We start from the raw sequence: 21730 nt of genomic DNA on the forward strand, positions 1-21730 counted from the left end.
TTCCGTGTCGCCCGCCACGATTGGATGGTGGCGGGGCAAAGGAAGGAAGACATTTATGATCCAGAAAAACTGGCAGGAACTGATCAAGCCGAACAAGATCGAGTTCTCGTCGAAGAAGAAGACGCTGACCACGCTGGTGGCCGAGCCGCTCGAGCGCGGCTTTGGCTTGACGCTGGGCAACGCGCTGCGGCGCGTGCTTTTGTCTTCGCTGCGCGGCGCGGCCGTCACCGCCGTGCAGATCGACGGCGTGCTGCATGAATTCTCGTCCATCGCCGGCGTGCGCGAGGACGTGACCGACATCGTGCTCAACATCAAGGAAATCGCCATCCGCATGGAAGGCGATGGTCCCAAGCGCATGGTCGTTCGCAAGCAGGGCCCGGGCGCCGTGCTCGCCGGCGACATCCAGACCGTGGGCGACGTCGAGATCCTCAACCCCGACCACGTGATCTGCACGCTGGACGAGGGCGCCGAGATCCGCATGGAGTTCACCGTCGACACGGGCAAGGGCTATGTGCCGGCAGAGCGCAACCGCGCCGAGGACGCGCCGATCGGCCTGATCCCGGTCGACAGCCTCTACTCGCCGGTCAAGAAGGTCTCCTACAAGGTCGAGAACACCCGCGAGGGCCAGGTGCTCGACTACGACAAGCTGACCATGACCATCGAGACCAACGGCTCGATCTCGGGCGAGGACGCGGTGGCTTTCGCCGCCCGCATCCTGCAGGACCAGCTTGCGCTCTTCGTCAACTTCGACGAGCCGCAGAAGGAAGTCGCCGCCGAAGCCGTCACCGAGCTCGCCTTCAACCCGGCGCTGCTCAAGAAGGTCGACGAGCTCGAGCTTTCGGTGCGTTCGGCCAACTGCCTGAAGAACGACAACATCGTCTATATCGGCGACCTGATCCAGAAGACCGAAGCCGAGATGCTGCGCACCCCGAACTTCGGCCGCAAGTCGCTGAACGAGATCAAGGAAGTGCTGGCGGCCATGGGCCTCCATCTCGGCATGGAAGTGCCGGACTGGCCGCCGGAAAACATCGAAGACCTCGCCAAGCGTTACGAAGACCAATATTGAGCATGAATTCCAAGGATCGGCGGCGAGAGCCGCTCGATCCGACGGTCATGCGGAAAACCATCAGAGGCCGTGGCCTCTTGAGCAACTGAAGAAGGAAAAGAGCCATGCGCCACGGTTTCAAAGGCCGTCGCTTCGCCCGCAGCGTAAGCCACCGCAAGTCAATGTTCGCCAACCTCGCCGTGTCTCTGATCGAGCACGAGCAGATCCTCACCACCCTGCCGAAGGCGAAGGACCTGCGTCCGATCGTCGAGAAGCTCGTCACGCTCGGCAAGCGCGGCGACCTGCACGCCCGTCGTCAGGTCATCGCCCAGATCGGCAATGAAGGCGTCGTCAAGCGCCTGTTCGAAACCCTCGCCCCGCGCTACGCCACCCGCAACGGCGGCTATCTGCGCATCATGAAGGCGGGCTTCCGCAAGGGCGACAACGCCGCGATGGCGGTCATCGAATTCGTCGACCGCGACACCTCGGCCAAGGGTGCCGCCGACCGCGCCCGCCTCGAGGCCGAGGGCGCCAACGAGGAAGCCGCAGCCGCCTGAGGTCAAGCGTTTTCGTCAATGACTTCAAGGGGCCTGCGGGCCCCTTTTTGCATTTGCCGGAGGGGCGGCAGGCGTGCAGATTTTTCGCCCTTGCGCGAACGCTTTTGCGCGACAAGTGTCGCATTTGTGTGCATTAGCCTTTCATTCTGCACAATCGTCGGGACAATGGCGCCCTATCCGGAGGGATTCGAGAATGCATCTCAAACGACTGTTTCTTGTTGCCGCGCTGGCGGTCTTCGCCGCGGCACCGGCCGCAAGACAGGCTTTTGCCGAGGATGCCGCCAAGCCGGCCGATCCGGGCCTCTCCGATGTGCTGACCGACCTCCTGCATGGCGTCGAGGGCGAGAACGGCACGTCCGGCCCCGACAAGCGCGTGCCGTTCGGCCGCGAGGAGGTGCAGCTCTCCTTCGCGCCGCTGGTCAAGCAGACGGCCCCGGCCGTGGTGAATGTCTATGCCTCGCAGACCGCAAAGGTGACGTCGCCTTTCGAGGGCGATCCCTTCTTCGAGGAGTTCTTCGGCCGTGCCCAGCCGCGCGCGCAGTCCTCGCTGGGCTCCGGCGTGCTGGTCGATCCGAGCGGCGTCATCGTCACCAACTTCCACGTCATCAAGGATGCGGACGAGGTGAAGGTCGCGACCGCCGACGGACGCGAGTTCACCTCCAAGGTCATGCTCAAGGACGAGACGCTCGATCTCGCCGTGCTCAAGATCTCGGCCGACAAGCCGTTCCCGGTGATCGCCATCGGCGATTCCGACGCGCTCGAGGTCGGCGACCTGGTGCTCGCCATCGGCAACCCGTTCGGCGTCGGCCAGACCACCACCAGCGGCATCGTCTCGGCGCTTGCCCGCAGCCATATCGGCGTTTCGGATTCGGGCTATTTCATCCAGACCGATGCGGCCATCAATCCCGGCAATTCGGGCGGCGCGCTGATCAACATGGGCGGCCAACTGGTCGGCATCAACACCGCGATCTACAGCCGCAGCGGCGGCTCGATCGGCATCGGCTTCGCCATTCCCTCGAACATGGTGCGCGCCTTTGCCGACGCCGCCAAGGCCGGGCTCGACTTCTTCGAGCGCCCCTATATCGGCGCCGAGTTCGAAATGGTGACGCCGCAGATCGCCGAATCTCTCGGCATGGAGAAGCCGACCGGCGCCCTGGTGTCGTCCGTGGACGCGACCGGGCCCGCGGGCAAGGCTGGCCTGAAGCCTGGCGACGTCATCCTGTCGCTCAACAACACGCCGGTTGAAAGCATCGAGGCGCTCGACTACCGCATGGCGACGCTGTCGATCGGCACCAAGGCGACGTTTGCCGTGCTGAGCAAAGGGCAGCAGGCGACGTTGGAGATTCCGCTGGAGCGCGCGCCGGAAGGCGCCAAGCCCAGCGAAGTCACCTTGCGCGGTCGCAGTCCCTTTTCCGGCGCCAAGGTCACGGAGCTGTCGCCCCGGCTTGCCCAGCGCCTTGGCCTTCGCACGGATATCAAGGGCGTCACCGTCATCGATATCAGCCGCGATTCGCCGGCCGCCGATTTCGGCTTCCAGCCCGGCGATATCGTGCGCGAGGTCAACGGCACCACCATCGACACTGCGGCGACGCTGGCGCAGGTTGCTCAGCAGGACACGCGCTGGTGGCGCTTTACCGTCGAGCGCGGCGGGCAGATACTGCGCCAGGTGTTGCGCTATTGAGGCGGTCTTCCCATCTTTGAAGATCGCTTTTCAACCAAAAGACTTGCATGGCCGATCTGTTCAGTTCCGATGAACCGGAGAAAGTGGCGCCCGGGCGACCGCTTGCCGACCGGTTGCGCCCCAAAAACCTCGGCGAGGTCGTGGGCCAGGAGCATCTGACCGGCCCCGACGGCGCCCTGACCAGGTTGATCGATTCCGGTTCGCTCGGCTCGATGATCTTCTGGGGGCCGCCCGGCACCGGCAAGACGACGGTGGCGCGGCTGCTCGCCGGCGAGACCAATCTTGCCTTTGAGCAGATTTCGGCCGTATTTTCCGGTGTCGCGGACCTCAAGAAAGTGTTCGAGGCAGCGAAGCTGAGGCGCGCCAATGGCCGCCAGACGCTGCTCTTCGTCGACGAGATCCATCGCTTCAACCGCGCCCAGCAGGACGGTTTTTTGCCGGTGATGGAAGACGGCACCGTGGTGCTGGTCGGCGCCACGACAGAGAACCCGTCCTTTGAGTTGAATGCAGCACTTCTGTCGCGAGCGCGTGTGTTGGTGTTCCGTTCGCTGGGCGAGGAAAGCATCGCCAAGCTTCTGGCCCGGGCGGAAGAAACCGAGGGCAGGGCGCTGCCGCTCGACGAAGAAGCGCGCGCCATGCTGATCCGCATGGCGGATGGCGACGGCCGCGCCTCGCTGACGCTGGCTGAGGAAGTCTGGCGCGCCGCCAAGAAAGGCGAGGTGTTCGGCCCGGAGGGCCTGCAGCGCGTCATTCAGCGCCGCGCCCCGATCTACGACAAAGGCCAGGACGGCCATTACAATCTGATCTCGGCGCTGCATAAATCGGTGCGCGGCTCCGATCCGGATGCCGCGCTCTACTATCTTGCCCGCATGTTCGATGCCGGCGAGGATCCGCTCTATCTCGGCCGCCGGCTCGTGCGCATGGCGGTGGAGGATATCGGGCTCGCCGATCCGCAGGCGCTTGTCGTCGCCAATGCGGCCAAGGATGCCTATGACTATCTCGGTTCGCCCGAGGGCGAACTCGCCTTCGCCCAAGCCACTGTCTATCTGGCCACAGCGCCGAAATCGAACGCTGTCTACACCGCCTTCAAGGCTGCGACCGCGGCCGCCAAGGAGTTCGGCTCGCTGCTGCCGCCCAAACACATCCTCAATGCGCCGACCAAGCTGATGAAGCAGGAGGATTACGGCGCCGGCTATCGCTACGACCATGACGAGCCGGACGCATTTTCAGGCCAGGACTATTTTCCGGAGAAGATGGGCCGGCGCACTTTCTACGATCCGCCGGAGCGCGGTTTCGAGCGCGATATCCGCAAGCGGTTGGAATACTGGGCAAAGCTGCGCGGCGAACGGAGCAGCTGAGTTGCGTGCCCCTGCGGTCGGCACGCTTCGTCGCGAAGCCGCGCCATGGCGAAAGCGTCGTCGGCTGCGAATTCCTGGTCGGCGATCCGATCCCTAGGGAAAGATGGGACGAGCTTGGTTTGCCGGCCGTGCATTGAGTTAAAGTGGAGTAACACACTCCAAATATTCATCCGGGCCGACCACCGGGACCGTGCGCGGCATTGTGCCGGGAAACAAAAAATCTTATCAAGACGCACGGCGGGCGGGGGTCGCCGTGATTTTGGCAAACGGAACAGGATCGCGCTCCCGCGCGAATGACAATGACAAAGAAAACCGTCAAGACGCTCCGTAAGGCTGCGATTGCAGTCGTGGTTCTCGCGCTCGCCGTCTACTTCATCCCGATCCTGACCGCCATCTGGGTCGTCTTCGGCCTGATCGACGTCATGCGCAACGACCAGAAGAACCGGAATCTGTTCGAGCGCTATTTCCTCGGCAATGGCCTTTTCACCTGGCTGCTGTCGCCGTTCAACCTGATCGTCGACCTTCTCTGCTACCGCAACCCCGGCGTCTGGAAGCCCGAGCAGTTCCCCGAGGACTATCAGCGCGAGATCAACGAGGTGCTGGGCGTCTTCAACGCCCGCAAGGACGAGATCATCGCCGATATCGACGCCAATTTCGGCACCGGCCGGCGTGGCATGTATGTCTACCAGTGGTACGGCAAGCACAAGATCGACAACGTTCCCGAATTCAACAAGGATTACAAATACATCAAGACGATCGCGGTATCCGTTTTCAGCAAGCGCGAATCCACGTCGTGGCATTTCGGACCGCTGCGGCTCAGCCTGCGCATCCTCTACAACCTGATCCCGGTGAAGGCGGAGATCTTCGTCCAGTGCGGCAGCAAGAAGAACTACTGGTACGACAACCCGCTGTTCATCTTCGACGACACACTCTTCCACCGCTCGGTCAACGAATATGACGGCCGCCGCTATTGCGTCTTCGTCGACATCATCCGTCCGTCTCCGTTCCCGAGGCTGATCGCTGGCCTTCTCTCGATCGTCTCGGTCAGCGTGGAGCGCATCAATTCCGTCTTCTACAAGAACTGGAAGATGATCGGCTCGTCCAAGCCGAAGGCTGCCAACTGACTACGGCCCCGCTTCAATCCAAAGGTCGGCCAGCGTGCGGCCGAACCTCGGATGGCTGCGATTGGGGTAATCGTCGCGCTTTGTTGGGTCTTTGGCTCGCACAATGCCTGCCTTAGTGCTATGGCGCCGCTTTCAAACGGAAAAGCGTATCCATGGCGGGTGTTGAACAGATCACGATTGAGGTCGGCGAGGCGGGCATGCGGCTCGACCGCTGGTTCAAGGTCCATTATCCGGGCCTCGGCTTCGGCCATCTGCAGAAATTGCTTCGGTCCGGCCAGATCCGCGTCGATGGCGGCCGGGTGAAGGCCGACACGCGTGTCGAGCCCGGCCAGTCTGTCCGCGTTCCGCCGCTCGACGTCGATAAGAAGGGCGACGCGCCGCTCACCGGTCACTCGATCCGCAACCAGGGCGATGCCGACGTGCTCGCCAAGATGCTCTTGCATGAGGACCCGAAGGTTTTCGTCTTCAACAAGCCAGCGGGGCTCGCCGTGCAGGGCGGCTCGGGCGTCACCCGCAATGTCGACGACATGCTCGAGGCCTGGCGCAATCAGAAGGGCGAGAAGCCGCGCCTCGTCCACCGCCTCGACCGCGACACGTCCGGCGTGCTGGTGGTTGCCCGCACCCGTCTTGCGGCGATGAAGCTGTCGGAAGCGTTCCGGGCGCGCGAGACCAAGAAAACCTACTGGGCGCTGGTCAAGGGCGTGCCGCCCAAGCGCGAGGACAAGATCTCGACCTGGCTGATCAAGGAGCCGACGGAGGATGGCGACCGCGTGCGCGTGGCCGCGCATGGAGAGAAGGGCGCCGACCACGCCGTCTCCTACTACCGCGTCATCGAGCAGGCGGCGCAGACGATGACCTGGCTGGAGATGGAGCCCTATACCGGCCGCACCCACCAGCTTCGCGTTCACGCCGCCTATATAGGTTGTCCGATCATCGGCGACCCAAAATATTTCGAGGCAGATACCAACTGGGATTTCCCGGGCGGCATTCAAAACCGCCTGCACCTGCATGCGCGCCGCATTATCATCCCGCATCCGGACCAGGGCGTCATCGACGTCACGGCGCCGATGCCGCCGCATATGCGCCAGAGCTGGAACCTGATCGGCTTCGACGACCAGAGCGCGGAGGACTGACTTGGCTGTCGCCCCCGCATTGGATCGTCGCGATGCAGTCGACATGGCCGCGGCTGTCATCATGGTCGGACTGACCTTTTCCTGGGGCCTGAACTACGTCGCCGCCAAGGTCTCATACGCCGGCTACGACCCTGTTTTCGTCTCGGTCGCACGATCGCTTATTGGGGGAGCCTGCGTGCTTGGCTGGTGCCGGCTGCGCGGCATCAAGCTGTTCGAAGCGGATGGGACTTTGCCCGCCGGCATCGTCGTCGGCGTGCTCTTCGGCGTCGAGTTCCTGTGCCTCTATATCGGGCTCGAATACACCACCGTTGCCCGCAACACGCTCCTGGTCAACACCATGCCGTTCTGGGTCCTGATCGGCGGCCATTTCCTGCTAGGCGAGCGCATCAACCCACGCAAGCTCGGTGGGCTTGTTCTGGCCTTCTGCGGCCTGGCGGCGGTTTTCTCCGACGGCATCACTGCCGGCAGCGACGCGACGCTGACGGGTGACCTGCTCAGTCTCGGCTCGGGCATTCTCTGGGCGGCGACCAGCATCTTCATAAAGCGGTCGAAACTGGTGGAAACCAACGCCGAAAAGCTTCTGCTTTACCAGCTGGCGGGTGCAGCTGTCGTTGGCCTGCTGGTGATGCCTTTCGCCGGCCCGCCGATCCGTGCGCTTGCCGCCTTGCCGACACTGGCGCTGCTCTTCCAGTCTTTCTATATCGTCGCCTTCACCTATGTGTTGTGGTTCTGGCTGCTCACGCGCTATCCGGCCGCCGGTCTGTCGAGCTTCGCCTTCCTGTCGCCGGTGTTCGGCGTCCTGTGCGGCGCGGTGCTGTTGGGCGAGCTGCCGACGGCCAGGATAATCCTGGCACTCGGCCTGATCGCCGTCGGGCTGATCATCGTCAATCGCCCGGCGCGCAGACAGCCCGCACCATAGAGCAGCTCGCCGAACGGCGAGCTGCTCCATCTCTTTGTTTTGACGCAATTCCGAACGGAAAACCGCTTCACACTTTTCCCGGAATTGCTTAAAGGAGTTCGGCATGCGCGACATCCTCGAAGACCTCGAAGCCGGAAAGCTGCTTTCCGACCCCGATCCCGTGCGCCGCGCCCAGATCCAGATGAAGACGCCGCTGCCGAAGCGTTTCTACAAGGCTGTTTCGGTGGCTCCCGTCGAGAATGGCTTTGCCGTTCATCTGGACGGCCGGCCCGTGCGCACGCCGGGCAAGGCTGTGATGGTGCTGCCGACCGAAAACGCCGCGGCGCTCGTTGCCGATGAATTCAGCGCGCAAGGCGAGGTCATCGATCCCGTGACGATGCCTGTCATGCGGCTGGTGAACACCGCCATCGACGGCGTCGCCTCGGATCCGCAGGCGGTGCTGGAGGACGTGCTGCGCTTCGCCTCGTCCGATCTTTTGTGCTACCGCGCCGATGGCCCGCAGGGACTGGTCGATCGCCAGAACAAGCTCTGGGATCCGGTGCTGGACTGGGCACGCGGCAGCCTCGGCGCGCGCTTCAACCTTGCCGAAGGCGTCATCCATGTCGAGCAGCCACGCGAGGCGATCGCCGTGCTCGGCGCGCATCTTGGCCAGCGTGTCGAGCCGATGCGGCTGGCCGCCATTCATGTCATGACCGCGCTGACCGGTTCGGCGCTGCTGGCTTTGGCCGTCGATTTCGGTCACCTCGACGGCGAGGAAGCTTGGACTGCCGGCCATGTCGACGAGGACTGGCAGATCGAGCATTGGGGCCAGGATGCGGAGGCCGTTGCGCGCCGCTCGGCACGCAAGCGCGACATGATGGCGGCGGTCAGCCTGCTCGAAGCGCTGCAGGCCTAGAGCAATTCAAGCGCGGCGCCGCTTTCGCAGCGCACCTAATACCAAAGTCATAATCCCATCGTCGCGGTGCCTTTCGCCCGTCCTTTCTGTCATTTTTTCCTTTGTTGGCTGCGTCTTTGAGTCCGCGTTCGGAGGAGCGCGGACGGTGGCGCGCACCCATCGAGGACAGACGGGATCTCACGGGAGGATACATCAATGGCAATGGCTTCGACCGCCGGCGGAACCAGCCGCGGCATGACGCGGGAGGAGAAGAAAGTCATCTTCGCCTCCTCGCTCGGCACCGTTTTCGAATGGTACGATTTCTATCTCTACGGCTCGTTGGCCGCCTTCATCGGCTCGACCTTCTTCAGCCCGGCGATTCCCGAGGCAACGCGCAACATCTTTGCGCTGCTTGCCTTTGCCGCCGGCTTCCTTGTCCGACCGTTCGGCGCGCTGCTTTTCGGCCGCATCGGCGATCTCGTCGGCCGCAAATACACCTTCCTCGTCACCATGACGATCATGGGCCTGTCGACCTTCCTGGTCGGCTTACTGCCCGGCTACGCAACCTTGGGCATCTTGGCTCCCGTGATCCTGATCGGGCTGCGCATGTTGCAAGGCCTGGCGCTCGGTGGCGAATATGGCGGTGCTGCGACCTATGTCGCGGAGCACGCGCCTGACGACCGTCGCGGTTTCTATACGTCGTGGATCCAGACGACGGCGACGCTCGGCCTTTTCCTGTCGTTGATCGTCATCCTTATTGTTCAGGGCTCGCTCAGCAAGGAAACCTACGCTTCCTGGGGCTGGCGCATTCCCTTCATCGTTTCTTTCCTGCTACTTGCCGTTTCAATCTGGATCCGGCTGTCGCTCTCGGAGTCGCCGACTTTCCAGCGCATGAAGGAAGAGGGCAAGGGCTCCAAGGCACCGCTCTCGGAAGCCTTCGGTCAATGGAAGAACGCCAAGATCGCGCTGCTGGCGCTGCTCGGCCTCACCGCCGGCCAGGCCGTAATCTGGTACAACGGCCAGTTCTACGCGCTGTTCTTCCTGACGAACGTGCTGAAGGTCGACGCGCAGTCGGTCAACATCATGATCGCTATCGCGCTCGCCATCGGCTCGATCTTCTTCGTCGTGTTCGGCTGGCTGTCCGACAAGATCGGCCGCAAGCCGATCATCATGGCAGGCCTTGCGCTCGGCATCGTCTGCACCTTCCCGCTGTTCAAAGCGCTGACCTGGGCCGCCAATCCGGCTCTGGCCACCGCGCAGCAGAACACCCGGGCGACGGTGACGGCAGCGCCCGGCGACTGCAAGTTCCAGTTCAACCCGGTCGGCACGGCAAAATTCACGACATCCTGCGATATCGCGACTTCGTTCCTGACCAAGAACTCGGTGCCTTATGATGTGGTGACCACGGCAACCCCAGGCACCGCAGCCTCGGTCAAGATCGGCAACGAGACGGTGGAATCCTATGATGCCGTCGCCGCCGGCGATCAGGCCAAGGCCAAGGACGCGGCCTTCGCCAAGGCGGTGAACATGTCGCTTCAGGACGGCGGCTATCCGTTGAAGCGGGCCGCGGCCAAGGTGGCGGACCAGAAGCTCGACGCCTTCATCGCGGCCAATCCCGAGCTGAAGCTTGACGCGGCGGCCATCCGCGGCGGCGAAAAGGCGGCGGTTCCGACCGACAAGGCGATCGCCGACAAGCTCCTGACCAAGGATGAGGCGGCCGGTGCGCCGGAAGTCACCGTCTACACCGTCCCGGGCGGTGGCGCCTTCGCCATGACTGCCGATCCGGCTGCGATCAACTGGCCGCTCACGATCGGTATCCTGTTCATCCTGGTGCTGTTCGTGACCATGGTCTATGGGCCGATCGCGGCCATCCTGGTCGAGATGTTCCCGACCCGCATCCGCTACACCGGCATGTCGCTGCCCTACCACATTGGCAATGGCTGGTTCGGCGGTCTGCTGCCGGCAACGGTGTTCGCACTCAGTGCCTACAAGGGCGATATCTACTACGGTCTCTGGTATCCGGTGATCATCGCGGCAATGTCGCTTATCATCGGCATGATCTTCGTCAGGGATACGCTCGGCACAGACCTGCACGCCAAGGAATGATCTCGGTCATCCGCTCAAAAGAAGAAAGCCCGGCGCGAGTGATCGCGCCGGGCTTTTCCGTTCATGAAGCTCAAAGAGGCGATCAGCTCTTGCGCTGATTTTCTTCCTCGACGGCTGCTTCGTGGTACCAGCCGTCAAAGTCGGCATGCTCGCCGCGAAGCGTCGCAAGCTCTGCCGCGAATTTGGCCTTGGCGCCTAAATTTGCGGCAGACTTGCGTCCTGCCAGTGGGAACATCAGGATTTTTGCCGACGGACGCGGCTGCACGACTTGCATTGGCGACCTCCTTGCTTGTCCGGGGACTTGCCGATTCAACTTATCCAGCAAGATAGGTTCTGCGATTCGTTTAGGCAATATGCCTACAAAAAGATCATTATTTGCCAATTATTTATGCAGAAATATCGATTGAGCGATCCGAGCGCACAAGTGAGGCGGCTGAGCAAAATCAACGCCTTGCCATGACCCATTTTGCCGCACCCGCCGAAGGCGGAGTGGCATACGAATTGCTTTTTAACGATCGGCAGGCCGGCAAGCCCGGCCATGCGTTGACGCCGCCCACTTGCGGCGCCCAAGCAACGAGAGGCACTGGAATGACCAAATACAAGCTCGAGTATATCTGGCTCGACGGATACGTCCCGACCCCCAGCCTGCGCGGCAAGACCCAGATCAAGGAGTTTGCCGAATTCCCGACGCTGGAGCAACTGCCGCTGTGGGGCTTCGATGGCTCGTCCACCAACCAGGCCGAGGGCCACAGCTCCGACTGCGTGCTGAAGCCCGTCGCCGTCTATCCGGATCCGGCCCGCACCAATGGCGTGCTGGTCATGTGCGAAGTCATGATGCCCGATGGCGTGACGCCGCATGCTTCCAACAAGCGCGCCACCATCCTCGACGACGAGGGCGCCTGGTTCGGCTTCGAGCAGGAGTATTTCTTCTACAAGGACGGCCGTCCGCTCGGCTTCCCGGAGAGCGGCTATCCGGCGCCGCAGGGTCCTTACTATACCGGCGTCGGCTACAAGAATGTCGGCGATGTCGCGCGCAAGATCGTCGAGGAGCATCTCGACCTGTGCCTCGCCGCCGGCATCAACCATGAAGGCATCAACGCCGAAGTGGCGAAAGGCCAGTGGGAATTCCAGATCTTCGGCAAGGGCTCCAAGAAGGCCGCCGACCAGATGTGGATGGCTCGCTACCTGCTGCTGCGCCTGACCGAGACGTATGGCATCGACATCGAGTTCCACTGCAAGCCGCTCGGCGACACCGACTGGAACGGCTCGGGCATGCACTGCAACTTCTCCACCTCCTACATGCGCGAAGTCGGCGGCAAGGCCTATTTCGAGGCGCTGATGGCCCAGTTCGACAAGAACCTGATGGACCATATCGCCGTCTACGGCCCGGATAACGACAAGCGCCTGACCGGCAAGCATGAAACCGCGCCGTGGAACAAGTTCAGCTACGGCGTCGCCGATCGCGGCGCTTCGATCCGCGTGCCGCACTCCTTCGTCAAGAACGACTATAAGGGCTATCTGGAAGACCGCCGCCCGAACTCGCAGGGCGACCCCTACCAGATCGCCTCGCAGGTCCTGAAGACGATCTCCGAGGTTTCGACCGCGGCCGTTTCGGCTGCCGCCTGACTTGTTTCGACGTCACAGGCTTAAGCCTGTGACAAGACGAGAACGACAAAAAAGCCCCGGCGGGTCAACGCCGGGGCTTTTTTGCATGGCAACTACCAGCGAGAAATCTCCGCCGACTATCGTCAACTGGTGATGACGCCACGCGATTTAAGCGCCGCCACCACCCGGCCATGCGGCAGGGCGGGGGTGCGGTTGCCGTCACGACCGACCATATCGTCGTTGGCGACCAGCGCGTTGAGCACGGCCTCCTCGGTCGCCTGCACGACGGCCGTGTAGAAGTCGTCCATGCGGCCCCAGGGAACGAAGTCCATATGGCTGTAGCTCTCCGCGGTCGGCGCGCCTTTCGGGAAGCGGCCGTTGAGCGCATCAGGGTTGGCAGTCGAGAAGGCGAGGAAAATATCGCCGGAAAAATGCGAGCCGGCGGTGCCGGTGCGCGCCAGCCCGAGCGGCACGCGCCGCGCCAGCGCCTTGCACTGTCCAGGCAGCAGCGGCGCGTCGGTGGCGACGATGCCGATGCAGGAGCCGGCGCCCGTCGGCCGACCGCTGAAATACGCCTCCATTGGATTGTCGGCGGTAAGCTCGTGCCCGAGCGGTACGCCAGCGATGCTGATCTCATGTCGCGAACCGAAATTGGCCTGCAGGAAGACGCCGACCGTATAGGCGCGGTGGCCATAATCGACGATCCGCGACGCTGAGCCGGAGCCGGCCTTGAAGGCGTAGCAGTTCATGCCGGTGCCGCCGCCGACGGATCCTTCCTCGATGGCGCCAGCGGCCGCATTCTCGATCGCCTCGATCGCGTGGTCGACGGTGACGTGCGGGCCGTTGATGTCGTTGAGATAGCCGTCCCAGGTTTCGGCCACCACCGGCAGCAGCCATTGGTTCGCCACCTCGGGCTTGTTGCGCGCTACCCAGTCGATGACGCCGCGATGGCAGGGGCCGACGGCATGCGTGTTGGTGATCAGGATCGGCATGGAGAGGCTGCCGGCCTCTTCCAGCCATGAAGCGCCGGTCATCTCGCCATTGCCGTTGAAGGAATGATAGCCGGCAGCCAAAGCCACGCCGATGCCGTCGCGGCCGAGCGGCAGGATCGCGGTGACGCCGGTGCGGACTGGCCCGTGACCCATGTTGAGCTTACCGTCGCCCTTGATCAGCGTTGAATAGCCGACGAGCACACCATCGACATCGGTGATGGCATTGGCAGGTCCCGGCGTGCCCGGCAGGGGAATGCCGAGGCCGCGCGCGCGCGTCTTGCCGGCCGGCGTGGCGGTCAAGTCTATTCGTTGATCCATGCTGAGGATGCTCCGTTGATGAAAGCCGGCTCAGCGTAGGCTGCAGCCGGTCGCGAGTTCGGCGTAACCGGTGAGGATCGCCATTGCCGAGGCGTGGTCGACAGCCGGAACGACGTTGACGAGGTGAAGGCCGAGCCCGTCTTCCAGGACGACGAGACTGCGGGCGATGACTTCGCTCGCAGCATTGAGCACGAAGACGCCGGTGGCCGCGCCCGCTTCGAGGATGCCGACATAGATCGCCACTTGGCGCTCGAACAGCGTGATGTGTCGGGCGGCATAGCTTGCGTCCGAGCGCGAATAGGCGCCGAGCTCCAAGAGAAGTCGGCAAAGCTGGTCGCCCGGATCGGTCGGCAGGCCGCTGTCGAGCATTGTTTTCAGGCGCGCCCTCGGATCGGCGATTGTCGCGACCGCTGCCGCGCGCTGCGTGCAGAAGCGCTCGACCGCCTTTGCCTGCACGTCGTCCAGCAGCTCCTTGAGGCCAGGATAGTAATAGAGCAGGGCGCTCGAGCTCATGCCGGCCTCGTTGGCCACGTCGCGCAAGGTGACGGCGGCAAGGCCGCGTTTGGCGATCATCGATTCCGCAGCCGCTACCAGGATCAGGCGGCGATCGGTCTGTGTCTTGGGTCTGCCCATTTCATTTTCCTGAATACGATTCAATAAAAACTGGCCCGTAGATTTTTGCAAGCCGATATATCGCATATTTGTTGACGCTATGTGTCGACGCGGCTAGCTTCCGTTACGGATAGTAATTTTTATCCAATTAAAAATAGGGGGAGGACAATGTCCACAAACGAAGCCACTACGGCGGCCACGGACAAGGCCGCGCCCGGCGCCAAGGGTCTCGACCGGGCGCTGAACGCGCTGGGCACGCTGATGATCGTGCTATCGGCGGTGACGCCGGCATCATCCGTCTTCATCATTGTGCCGGGCGTCATTGCGCTGGCCGGCACCGGCTCGTTCCTGAGCTTCGTGATCGCGGCCGTCATCGGCCTGTTCATGGCCTTCGTCTATGCCGAGCTTTCCTCGGCCTATCCGATGGCCGGCGGCGAATACACCATGATTGGCCGCACGCTCGGGCGCTTCTGGGGTTTCGTCACGCTGGTGCTCGTGTTCGTGTCGATCGTGCTCATCGTCGCGGTCATCGCGCTCGGCGTCGGCACCTATCTCGGCGTCCTCATTCCCAATCTCAGCCCGCAGTGGGTGGGTGTGGTGACCATCATCCTGGCCGGCGCCGTCGCCGCCATGCGCATCAAGCTCAACGCCTTCGTCACCGGCATCTTCCTCGGCATCGAGATGCTGGCGCTGCTGGTCCTGATCTGGCTCGGCTTCACCCATATCGAGCGGCCGCTCTCCAGCCTTTTCACCGCGCCGCAACTGCTCGACGCCACGACCAACATGCTGGTTCCGGCGTCGGCCGCCATCATCCTCGCATCCACCGCCGTGTCGCTCTTTGCCTATAACGGCTATGGCGCCGCCGCCTATTTCGGCGAAGAGACGCACGACGCCAAGCGCAACATCGGCAAGGTGGTGCTCTGGGCGCTGGTGATCACGGTCGCCGCCGAGCTCATTCCGCTGACCGCGGTGCTGCTCGGCGCGCCAGATCTCGTCGGCCTGCTCTCCGCACCCCAGAAGATCGAGTATTTCCTCGAGGCACGTGGCGGCCATTGGCTGACGGTGGCGATCAGCCTGGCGATTGCGGTGGCCATTTTCAACGCCGTCATCGCCATCATCCTGCAGGCGGCGCGGCTGTTGTTCAGCTCGGGCCGCGACAAGACATGGTTCGGGCCGATCAACAACGCGGTCGCGTCCGTCCATGGCACTTACGCTTCGCCGTGGATCGCCACCATCGTGGTGGTGGTGCTGGCCGCGCTGGCCTGCTTTATCGACCTCAACCTCTTGCTGGTGGTCAGCGGCACGTCGCTGGTGGTGATCTATGCACTGCTCTGCGTCGCGGTCTTCGCCGGCCGCCGCAACGGCACCACCTCGGGGGGCCACTATCGCATGCCGCTGTTTCCGGTGCCGGCGATCCTCGCCTTCGTGGCGCTGGTCTATGTCGCCTACCAGAACTGGCTCGACGCCGCCTTCGGACGCCCAAGCCTGATCGCGACGCTGGCGATCATGGCCGTCGCCGCGATCTACTTCCTGCTGTTTCTGGCACGCCGCGCCGACTGGACGCTGCACGGCCCCGACGAGCTTGCGGGATAGGCGTCAGCCCTCCGACACCTGTCCATGCGAGAACCCCGGCAAAACGCCGGAGTTCTTTTTTGCCGATTGGAAAGCGTGGACGCGAAAACCCGTCTTCAGAGATGAAAAGCCCTTGGAAGTGAGAGCCTTCCAAGGGCGAAACTTTCATTCGATCAGAAGCTTAGACCGAATAGTACATGTCGTACTCGACGGGGTGCGGGGTCATTTCGAAGCGCATGACCTCGGCCATCTTGAGCTCGATGTAAGAGTCGATCTGGTCGTCGTCGAAGACACCGCCGGCCTTCAGGAAGCCGCGATCCTTGTCGAGACTCTGCAGCGCTTCGCGCAGCGAGCCGCAGACGGTCGGGATCTTTTTCAACTCCTTCGGCGGCAGATCATAGAGGTCCTTGTCCATCGGCTGCCCCGGATGGATCTTGTTCTTGATGCCGTCGAGACCGGCCATCAGCATGGCGGCGAAGCCGAGATAGGGGTTCGCGCCCGGATCGGGGAAGCGGACCTCGACGCGTTTCGACTTCGGCGAGTTGCCGAACGGAATGCGGCACGAGGCCGAGCGGTTGCGCGCCGAATAGGCGAGCAGCACCGGCGCCTCGTAGCCCGGCACCAGACGCTTGTAGGAGTTGGTGAGCGGGTTGGTGAAGGCGTTGATCGCCTTGGCGTGCTTGATGATGCCGCCGATATAAAACAGGCAGCTCTCCGACAGGCCGGCATATTCGTTGCCGGCGAAGGTCGGCTTGCCGCCCTTCCAGATCGACTGGTGGACATGCATGCCCGAGCCGTTGTCGCCGAACACCGGCTTCGGCATGAAGGTGGCCGTCTTGCCGTAGGCATTGGCGACCTGGTGCACGACATACTTGTAGATCAGCATCTTGTCGGCGTTGCGCACCAGCGTGTCGAACTTGATGCCGAGCTCGTGCTGTGCGGCGGCGACCTCATGGTGGTGCTTTTCGACCCGCACGCCCATTTCGGCGAGCACGGTCAGCATCTCGGAGCGCATGTCCTGGCAGGAATCGATCGGCGGCACCGGGAAATAGCCGCCCTTGATGCGCGGACGGTGGCCGAGATTGCCGGTCTCGTAGTCGGTGTCGTCGTTGGACGGCAGTTCGGTCGAGTCGAGACGGAAGCCGGTGTTATAGGGATCGGCCTTGTACTTGACGTCGTCGAACACGAAGAACTCGGCCTCCGGGCCGACATAGATCGTGTCGCCGATGCCTTCGGACTTCATATAGGCTTCGGCCTTCTTGGCGGTGCCGCGCGGATCGCGGTTATAGGCTTCGCCCGAGACCGGATCGAGGATGTCGCACAGGATGACCATGGTCGACTGGGCGAAGAACGGATCCATGTGGACCGTATCCGTGTCCGGCATCAGCACCATGTCGGACTCGTTGATCGCCTTCCAGCCGGCGATCGAGGAGCCGTCGAACATGACGCCGTCGGCGAACATGTCTTCCTCGACCTCGACGACATCCATCGTCACATGTTGCAGCTTGCCCCGCGGATCGGTGAAGCGCAGGTCGACGAATTTCACGTCGTTGTCCTTGATCTGCTTCATGATGTCTTTGGCTGTCGTCATGTCATTTCTTCCCTGTGTGATGACGTCCGGAATGATTGAAGGTCGGTCAGATGGCGTCGATGCCGGTCTCGCCGGTGCGGATGCGCACGACTTCCTCTATGTTGGAGACGAAGATTTTTCCATCGCCGATGCGGCCGGTCTGCGCCGCCTTGCGGATGGCCTCGATGGCGCCTTCGACGGCCTCGTCGCCGAGCACCACTTCGATCTTAACCTTGGGCAGGAAGTCGACGACATATTCGGCGCCTCTATAAAGCTCCGTGTGTCCCTTCTGGCGGCCGAAACCCTTGGCCTCAGTGACGGTGATGCCTTGCAGTCCGGCCTCCTGAAGCGCCTCCTTCACTTCGTCCAGCTTGAATGGCTTGATGATCGCTTCGATCTTTTTCATGTAAAAAGTGGCCTCCACTGCCAAGAAGACGGGTTGTGTGCCCCGCTTGCGCCTTCATCAAGCACGAAGCGTGCCAATCCTGAGGAGTGCAGGCGGCGAGGGACGTTTTCGAGCCCATGCCGGGTCCGGATGCACATTCGCGTCATCCGCTGCATCGGATGCATCATGGACGCCCAAACCCTATACATCGCCCCTCCTCACGTTCGCACAAAAAATAGGCAGGCAGCGCAATTTGCAGGCAGAACCCCTCCCGGATGCGACCGCCTTGGCAAGATGATGCCCGGTTGCGCTGGTTTGCTTCGAACCGAAAACTGGACAATGCTTGATCGCATGGAGATCGGCAATCCCATGCACAATGAACTTCTATCGCCGGCCGAAATGGCCGAGGCCGACAGACTGGCAATCGCGGCCGGTCCGCTCGACGGCTATCGCTTGATGCAACGTGCCGGCGAGGCGGTCGCTGCCGTCGTGCTGGCGCGTTATCCGGCCGCAACGAGGGTGCATGTGTTGTGCGGCCCCGGCAACAATGGCGGCGACGGCTATGTCGTGGCGCGGCTGCTGGCCGAGGCGGGCGTGGATGTAGCCCTGTGGACATCCGGCGAGCCGCGGGCAGGCAGCGATGCCGCGCTTGCGGCGGCTGACTGCACTCTGGAACGGCACCTGCTTTCGGCCTTCTCCGCGGAGGCTGGCTCGCTGGTTGTCGATGCGATCTATGGCGCAGGCTTGTCGAAGCCGCTATCCGGCGACGCCAAGGGCGCGGTCGACATCGTGACGGCGATGAACCTGCCGGTTGTCGCGATCGACCTGCCTTCGGGCGTCTCCGGCGAAAGCGGCGAAGTCCTCGGCCCGGCATTTCGCGCTCTCCTCACGGTGACCTTCGCGCGAAAGAAGCCCGGGCACCTGCTTCTGCCGGGCCGAGAGCGATGCGGCGAGATCGTGTTGGCCGATATCGGCATTCGTGACGAGATTATCGACGCTGTCGCGCCGCGAGCCTTCGAGAATCGACCCGCGCTCTGGATCGCGACCTTTCCCGCGCCGGCCGTCGACGCGCACAAATACAAGCGCGGCCACACGAGCGTCTTTTCGGGCGGACCATCCGCGACGGGCGCGGCGCGCCTTTCGGCGCTTGCGGCAGCCCGAAGCGGGGCAGGGGCTGTCACCGTGCTCTCGCCGGCGAACGCCATGCACGTCAACGCGGCGCATCTGACCTCGATCATGCTGCGCAAGGTCGATGCGATCGAAGATGTGCATGACCTTATCGGCAATCGCAGACCATCCGCCTTCGTCCTCGGCCCCGGCTTCGGCATCGGCGACAAGGCACGCGATTTCACCCTTGCCGTGCTCGCCAGGAAACGCCAGGACGGCGGCGTCGAGGGACTTGTGCTCGACGCCGACGGCATCACGTCTTTTCGCAACGCTGCCGCGACGCTGTTCGAGGCAGCCGGCAGACCGGACGCACCGGCGTTGATCATGACGCCGCATGAGGGCGAGTTCGGCAGGCTGTTTGCGGACATTGCGGGTGACAAGGCTCTGTCCAAACTGGCCAAGGCGCGCGAAGCTGCGCGACGCGCCAACGCCGTGATCGTCTACAAGGGCGCCGACAGCGTGATCGCCTCGCCGGATGGCCGCGCCGCGATCAACAGCAATGGCGCGCCCTGGCTCGCCACCGCCGGCTCGGGCGACGTGCTGGCGGGCATCATTGCCGGGCTTCTCGCGCAAGGCATGCCGGCCTTCGAAGCGGCTTGCGCCGGGGTCTGGATCCACGCCGAGGCCGGCAGCCGTTTTGGGCCGGGTTTGATAGCCGAGGACCTGCCTCTGGCCATGGTGCCGGTTCTTCGCGAACTGGCGGAGAGCGCTGTCCGATGAAACGGCTGGTGCTCGCTATCGTAGTCCTTCTCCTGGCTCTATCGGCGCGCGCCGCCGACCGCCCGATCACCATCGTCGACGACCCGCGCATCCTCGCCACGCTCGACGCCAGGGGATACGGTTTCGCCGGCCTGTTCGGCGTCGACGGCAGCGACGACCTGAAATCCCTATACGACGAGGCGCCCGCCTACCACGCCATCGTCGACACGGTGGCCGGCGACGTCGCCGCGTTGCGCGGCGACATGAAGGCTGGCGGCCGCACTCTCTATGAAGTGACCGATGGCAATGTCGGCCGCATCATCGACATGCGCTGGCTGAAGACGAACGCCGCGCGCTTCCGCCTTGTCGGCGTCGTCAACCGGCTCGACCGGCGCGATTTCGCAGCACTTGGCAACGAGACGAGCTGCGGCGAGGTGCGGTTCATCTATCGCCTGGCCTACAGCTTCAAGAAGAACGGCAAGCAACTGGCCTCGCGCCTGCCGTTCAACTTCAGCGCGATATACGGCGTCGCTCAAGACGCCGATGGCGGCTGCGTGGGCGCTGCCGGCCGCTGGACGCCGCAGCTCGACGAAACGGTCGATGCCGGCTGGCTGACCGGAGGACCGCTTGAAAAGGCCTCGCTATCCTTCAAGCAGCTCGAGCTCAACGCGCAGGTGGTGCGCTTTCCTTCCGGCCAGGAAACCGAGTTCGGCGGGCAGGCCGCTTACCTGATGCGCATCTTCAGCATCGATGGTTCGACGGTCGGCCAAAAGCCCCTGGAAAATACGCCGGACATCGCCCGGCTTGCCGAGGATGCTGACCTCAAGGCACGGCTTGCCGACTATGTTCGCGCCAATGCCGCGGCCGTCGATCTCGGCGTCTACGAAATCCCGGATGAATTTCTCGCCCGGAAAGTCGTCTCCTGGTCGACCTTCGGCAGCGCCAGGCAAGCCAATCATCCGTTCACGCCGTTGTTCGACCCGAAGGACTTTGCCGGGCTCGACTATTCCAATCTGAAACTGGTACGCACGCCGGAAGCTCTGGTCGAGCGGCTCGACAACGGCGCCTGCCAGGGCTGCCATCAGGCGGGCTCGACCGCCGGCTTCCATTTCATCGGTCTGGACGACGCCACGACCTCACCGTTGAACCGCCTCGAGGTCGGCATCTCGCCGCATCTGCATGCCGAGATCCCGCGCCGCGAGGCGTGGCTCAAGGCGACCGCCGAGGGCAAGGAGCCAAACCGCTTCCGCCCGCTCTCCTTCGCCCCGCCAGCCGCCTGGAAAGATGCAGGAGAGGTCGATTACACACCGGCCGAAACGGCGATGCCATGCCTGATGCCGGAAGACGCAAGTCGCTTCGGCGGCACCTGGCAATGCGGCACTGGCACGGTTTGTATGCCGATCGCCACTGCTTCGGGCGTAAGAACCAAATTGGCGCAATGCCTGCTGCCCAGGGAGAGCGACAAAATATTTTCCGGCTACCCATGCCTGACCGGAACTATCGCCAGCAACAGCGCACAGCCTTTCAACGACCGCTACAAGATCACCGGCCAGTTCGCCGCCTTCGCGCCGGCGATCTCGCGCACCGCCTATACCTGCCGGCCGCCGAAGATCGGCGTTCCAGGCGGCTTCGCCTATCGCGCCTGCGATGACAAGGATCGCGCCTTCGCCGCCTTCAAACCCGGCAAGCCGATGCCCAGCGAAATCTGTGGACTGGTCGGCGGCAAGAAGTTCGACATCTGCGTGGCCACCAACAATTTCGACCAATGTCTCGGTGGCGCCGTCAACCGCGGCAACCGCCCGGCGTGCTCGGCCGATCATTTCTGCCGCGAGGACTATATGTGCCAGTCGCTGCCGGCGGACACGCCGGGCGCCGCCAAGGTCAGGGGCATCGGCTTCTGCTCGCCGACCTATTTCATTTTCCAGATGCGCATCGACAACCATGCGACGCCATGGGCGACCACGGCTCGCGCGAGCCTGGGCGCGGGTTTCGGAGCGGCGGCCGAGGAATAAG

General features: G+C 63.2%; 19 protein-coding genes. 13 read left to right on the forward strand and 6 right to left on the reverse strand.

The genetic code is table 11. The features are described 5' to 3' along the window. The first annotated feature begins 55 nt into the window (after window positions 1-55). The 9 genes from FJW07_RS26510 to FJW07_RS26550 all read left to right on the forward strand — a co-directional run bounded on the left by FJW07_RS26510 (window position 56) and on the right by FJW07_RS26550 (window position 10797). Window positions 56-1066 (forward strand): DNA-directed RNA polymerase subunit alpha, encoded by a 1011-nt coding sequence (locus tag FJW07_RS26510; RefSeq protein ID WP_040983001.1) that lies wholly within the window; start codon window positions 56-58, stop codon window positions 1064-1066. 104 nt (window positions 1067-1170) lie between these two features. Beyond that, window positions 1171-1602 carry a 50S ribosomal protein L17 gene (rplQ, locus tag FJW07_RS26515; RefSeq protein ID WP_140646275.1) on the forward strand — a complete coding sequence of 144 codons (432 nt, stop codon included), beginning with the start codon at window positions 1171-1173 and terminating at the stop codon, window positions 1600-1602. Window positions 1603-1795: 193 nt separating this feature from the next. Beyond that, a complete protein-coding gene (locus tag FJW07_RS26520) occupies window positions 1796-3283 on the forward strand; it encodes a DegQ family serine endoprotease (RefSeq protein ID WP_140646274.1) in 1488 nt (495 codons plus the stop codon). Window positions 3284-3330: 47 nt separating this feature from the next. Further along, window positions 3331-4641 (forward strand): replication-associated recombination protein A, encoded by a 1311-nt coding sequence (locus tag FJW07_RS26525; protein WP_140708832.1) that lies wholly within the window; start codon window positions 3331-3333, stop codon window positions 4639-4641. Window positions 4642-4940: 299 nt separating this feature from the next. Beyond that, entirely contained in the window at window positions 4941-5765 is an 825-nt protein-coding gene (locus FJW07_RS26530) for an aspartyl/asparaginyl beta-hydroxylase domain-containing protein (RefSeq protein WP_140708834.1), read from the forward strand. 152 nt (window positions 5766-5917) lie between these two features. Then, a complete protein-coding gene (locus FJW07_RS26535; protein WP_140859325.1) occupies window positions 5918-6898 on the forward strand; it encodes an RluA family pseudouridine synthase in 981 nt (326 codons plus the stop codon). A 43-nt stretch (window positions 6899-6941) separates the two neighbouring features. After that, on the forward strand, window positions 6942-7817 hold the full coding sequence (locus tag FJW07_RS26540) for a DMT family transporter (protein WP_140859380.1): 876 nt from the start codon (window positions 6942-6944) through the stop codon (window positions 7815-7817). A gap of 103 nt (window positions 7818-7920) precedes the next feature. Next, window positions 7921-8712 (forward strand): ATP12 family chaperone protein, encoded by a 792-nt coding sequence (locus FJW07_RS26545; RefSeq protein WP_140859326.1) that lies wholly within the window; start codon window positions 7921-7923, stop codon window positions 8710-8712. Between the two features lie 195 nt (window positions 8713-8907). Further along, window positions 8908-10797: an MFS transporter gene (locus tag FJW07_RS26550; RefSeq protein ID WP_140859327.1), complete on the forward strand. Its 1890-nt coding sequence runs from the start codon at window positions 8908-8910 to the stop codon at window positions 10795-10797. 82 nt (window positions 10798-10879) lie between these two features. Here the strand turns inward: FJW07_RS26550 and FJW07_RS26555 are convergent, their stop codons facing one another. After that, a complete protein-coding gene (locus tag FJW07_RS26555) occupies window positions 10880-11071 on the reverse strand; it encodes a DUF2735 domain-containing protein (protein ID WP_140657175.1) in 192 nt (63 codons plus the stop codon). A gap of 83 nt (window positions 11072-11154) precedes the next feature. Then, window positions 11155-11337, reverse strand: coding sequence for a hypothetical protein (locus FJW07_RS26560; protein WP_140859328.1), 183 nt, complete (start codon window positions 11335-11337; stop codon window positions 11155-11157). Between the two features lie 48 nt (window positions 11338-11385). On the opposite strand from FJW07_RS26560, the gene FJW07_RS26565 reads away from it, so the two are divergent. Beyond that, entirely contained in the window at window positions 11386-12423 is a 1038-nt protein-coding gene (locus FJW07_RS26565; protein ID WP_140646267.1) for a glutamine synthetase beta-grasp domain-containing protein, read from the forward strand. Window positions 12424-12545: 122 nt separating this feature from the next. Here FJW07_RS26565 and FJW07_RS26570 read toward each other — a convergent pair whose 3' ends face one another. Beyond that, window positions 12546-13712: a P1 family peptidase gene (locus FJW07_RS26570; protein ID WP_140859329.1), complete on the reverse strand. Its 1167-nt coding sequence runs from the start codon at window positions 13710-13712 to the stop codon at window positions 12546-12548. 30 nt (window positions 13713-13742) lie between these two features. Continuing rightward, a complete protein-coding gene (locus FJW07_RS26575) occupies window positions 13743-14345 on the reverse strand; it encodes a TetR/AcrR family transcriptional regulator (RefSeq protein ID WP_140646265.1) in 603 nt (200 codons plus the stop codon). 147 nt (window positions 14346-14492) lie between these two features. On the opposite strand from FJW07_RS26575, the gene FJW07_RS26580 reads away from it, so the two are divergent. Then, window positions 14493-15917 carry an APC family permease gene (locus FJW07_RS26580; RefSeq protein WP_140859330.1) on the forward strand — a complete coding sequence of 475 codons (1425 nt, stop codon included), beginning with the start codon at window positions 14493-14495 and terminating at the stop codon, window positions 15915-15917. Between the two features lie 160 nt (window positions 15918-16077). Here FJW07_RS26580 and glnA read toward each other — a convergent pair whose 3' ends face one another. After that, window positions 16078-17487 (reverse strand): type I glutamate--ammonia ligase, encoded by a 1410-nt coding sequence (glnA, locus tag FJW07_RS26585; RefSeq protein ID WP_140646263.1) that lies wholly within the window; start codon window positions 17485-17487, stop codon window positions 16078-16080. A gap of 46 nt (window positions 17488-17533) precedes the next feature. Continuing rightward, entirely contained in the window at window positions 17534-17872 is a 339-nt protein-coding gene (locus FJW07_RS26590; protein ID WP_018428041.1) for a P-II family nitrogen regulator, read from the reverse strand. A gap of 348 nt (window positions 17873-18220) precedes the next feature. Between FJW07_RS26590 and FJW07_RS26595 the strand changes: the two genes are divergently transcribed. Further along, window positions 18221-19738, forward strand: a complete 1518-nt coding sequence (locus FJW07_RS26595) for an NAD(P)H-hydrate dehydratase (RefSeq protein WP_140859381.1) — start codon at window positions 18221-18223, stop codon at window positions 19736-19738. Beyond that, window positions 19735-21729: a hypothetical protein gene (locus FJW07_RS26600; protein WP_140859331.1), complete on the forward strand. Its 1995-nt coding sequence runs from the start codon at window positions 19735-19737 to the stop codon at window positions 21727-21729. The genes FJW07_RS26595 and FJW07_RS26600 overlap by 4 nt, the downstream gene beginning before the upstream one ends. Window position 21730 lies beyond the last annotated feature (1 nt).

The sequence above is a fragment of the Mesorhizobium sp. B3-1-9 genome (assembly GCF_006439595.1).
Taxonomy (GTDB): domain Bacteria; phylum Pseudomonadota; class Alphaproteobacteria; order Rhizobiales; family Rhizobiaceae; genus Mesorhizobium.

What these genes read in the sequence shown, in the direction of transcription:
- FJW07_RS26510 (WP_040983001.1), top strand. Translation starts at nt 56, where the DNA reads ATGATCCAGAAAAACTGGCAGGAACTGATCAAGCCGAACAAGATCGAG.
- rplQ (WP_140646275.1), top strand. Translation starts at nt 1,171, where the DNA reads ATGCGCCACGGTTTCAAAGGCCGTCGCTTCGCCCGCAGCGTAAGCCAC.
- FJW07_RS26520 (WP_140646274.1), top strand. Translation starts at nt 1,796, where the DNA reads ATGCATCTCAAACGACTGTTTCTTGTTGCCGCGCTGGCGGTCTTCGCC.
- FJW07_RS26525 (WP_140708832.1), top strand. Translation starts at nt 3,331, where the DNA reads ATGGCCGATCTGTTCAGTTCCGATGAACCGGAGAAAGTGGCGCCCGGG.
- FJW07_RS26530 (WP_140708834.1), top strand. Translation starts at nt 4,941, where the DNA reads ATGACAAAGAAAACCGTCAAGACGCTCCGTAAGGCTGCGATTGCAGTC.
- FJW07_RS26535 (WP_140859325.1), top strand. Translation starts at nt 5,918, where the DNA reads ATGGCGGGTGTTGAACAGATCACGATTGAGGTCGGCGAGGCGGGCATG.
- FJW07_RS26540 (WP_140859380.1), top strand. Translation starts at nt 6,942, where the DNA reads ATGGCCGCGGCTGTCATCATGGTCGGACTGACCTTTTCCTGGGGCCTG.
- FJW07_RS26545 (WP_140859326.1), top strand. Translation starts at nt 7,921, where the DNA reads ATGCGCGACATCCTCGAAGACCTCGAAGCCGGAAAGCTGCTTTCCGAC.
- FJW07_RS26550 (WP_140859327.1), top strand. Translation starts at nt 8,908, where the DNA reads ATGGCAATGGCTTCGACCGCCGGCGGAACCAGCCGCGGCATGACGCGG.
- FJW07_RS26555 (WP_140657175.1), bottom strand. Translation starts at nt 11,071, where the DNA reads ATGCAAGTCGTGCAGCCGCGTCCGTCGGCAAAAATCCTGATGTTCCCA.
- FJW07_RS26560 (WP_140859328.1), bottom strand. Translation starts at nt 11,337, where the DNA reads ATGGCCGGGCTTGCCGGCCTGCCGATCGTTAAAAAGCAATTCGTATGC.
- FJW07_RS26565 (WP_140646267.1), top strand. Translation starts at nt 11,386, where the DNA reads ATGACCAAATACAAGCTCGAGTATATCTGGCTCGACGGATACGTCCCG.
- FJW07_RS26570 (WP_140859329.1), bottom strand. Translation starts at nt 13,712, where the DNA reads ATGGATCAACGAATAGACTTGACCGCCACGCCGGCCGGCAAGACGCGC.
- FJW07_RS26575 (WP_140646265.1), bottom strand. Translation starts at nt 14,345, where the DNA reads ATGGGCAGACCCAAGACACAGACCGATCGCCGCCTGATCCTGGTAGCG.
- FJW07_RS26580 (WP_140859330.1), top strand. Translation starts at nt 14,493, where the DNA reads ATGTCCACAAACGAAGCCACTACGGCGGCCACGGACAAGGCCGCGCCC.
- glnA (WP_140646263.1), bottom strand. Translation starts at nt 17,487, where the DNA reads ATGACGACAGCCAAAGACATCATGAAGCAGATCAAGGACAACGACGTG.
- FJW07_RS26590 (WP_018428041.1), bottom strand. Translation starts at nt 17,872, where the DNA reads ATGAAAAAGATCGAAGCGATCATCAAGCCATTCAAGCTGGACGAAGTG.
- FJW07_RS26595 (WP_140859381.1), top strand. Translation starts at nt 18,221, where the DNA reads ATGCACAATGAACTTCTATCGCCGGCCGAAATGGCCGAGGCCGACAGA.
- FJW07_RS26600 (WP_140859331.1), top strand. Translation starts at nt 19,735, where the DNA reads ATGAAACGGCTGGTGCTCGCTATCGTAGTCCTTCTCCTGGCTCTATCG.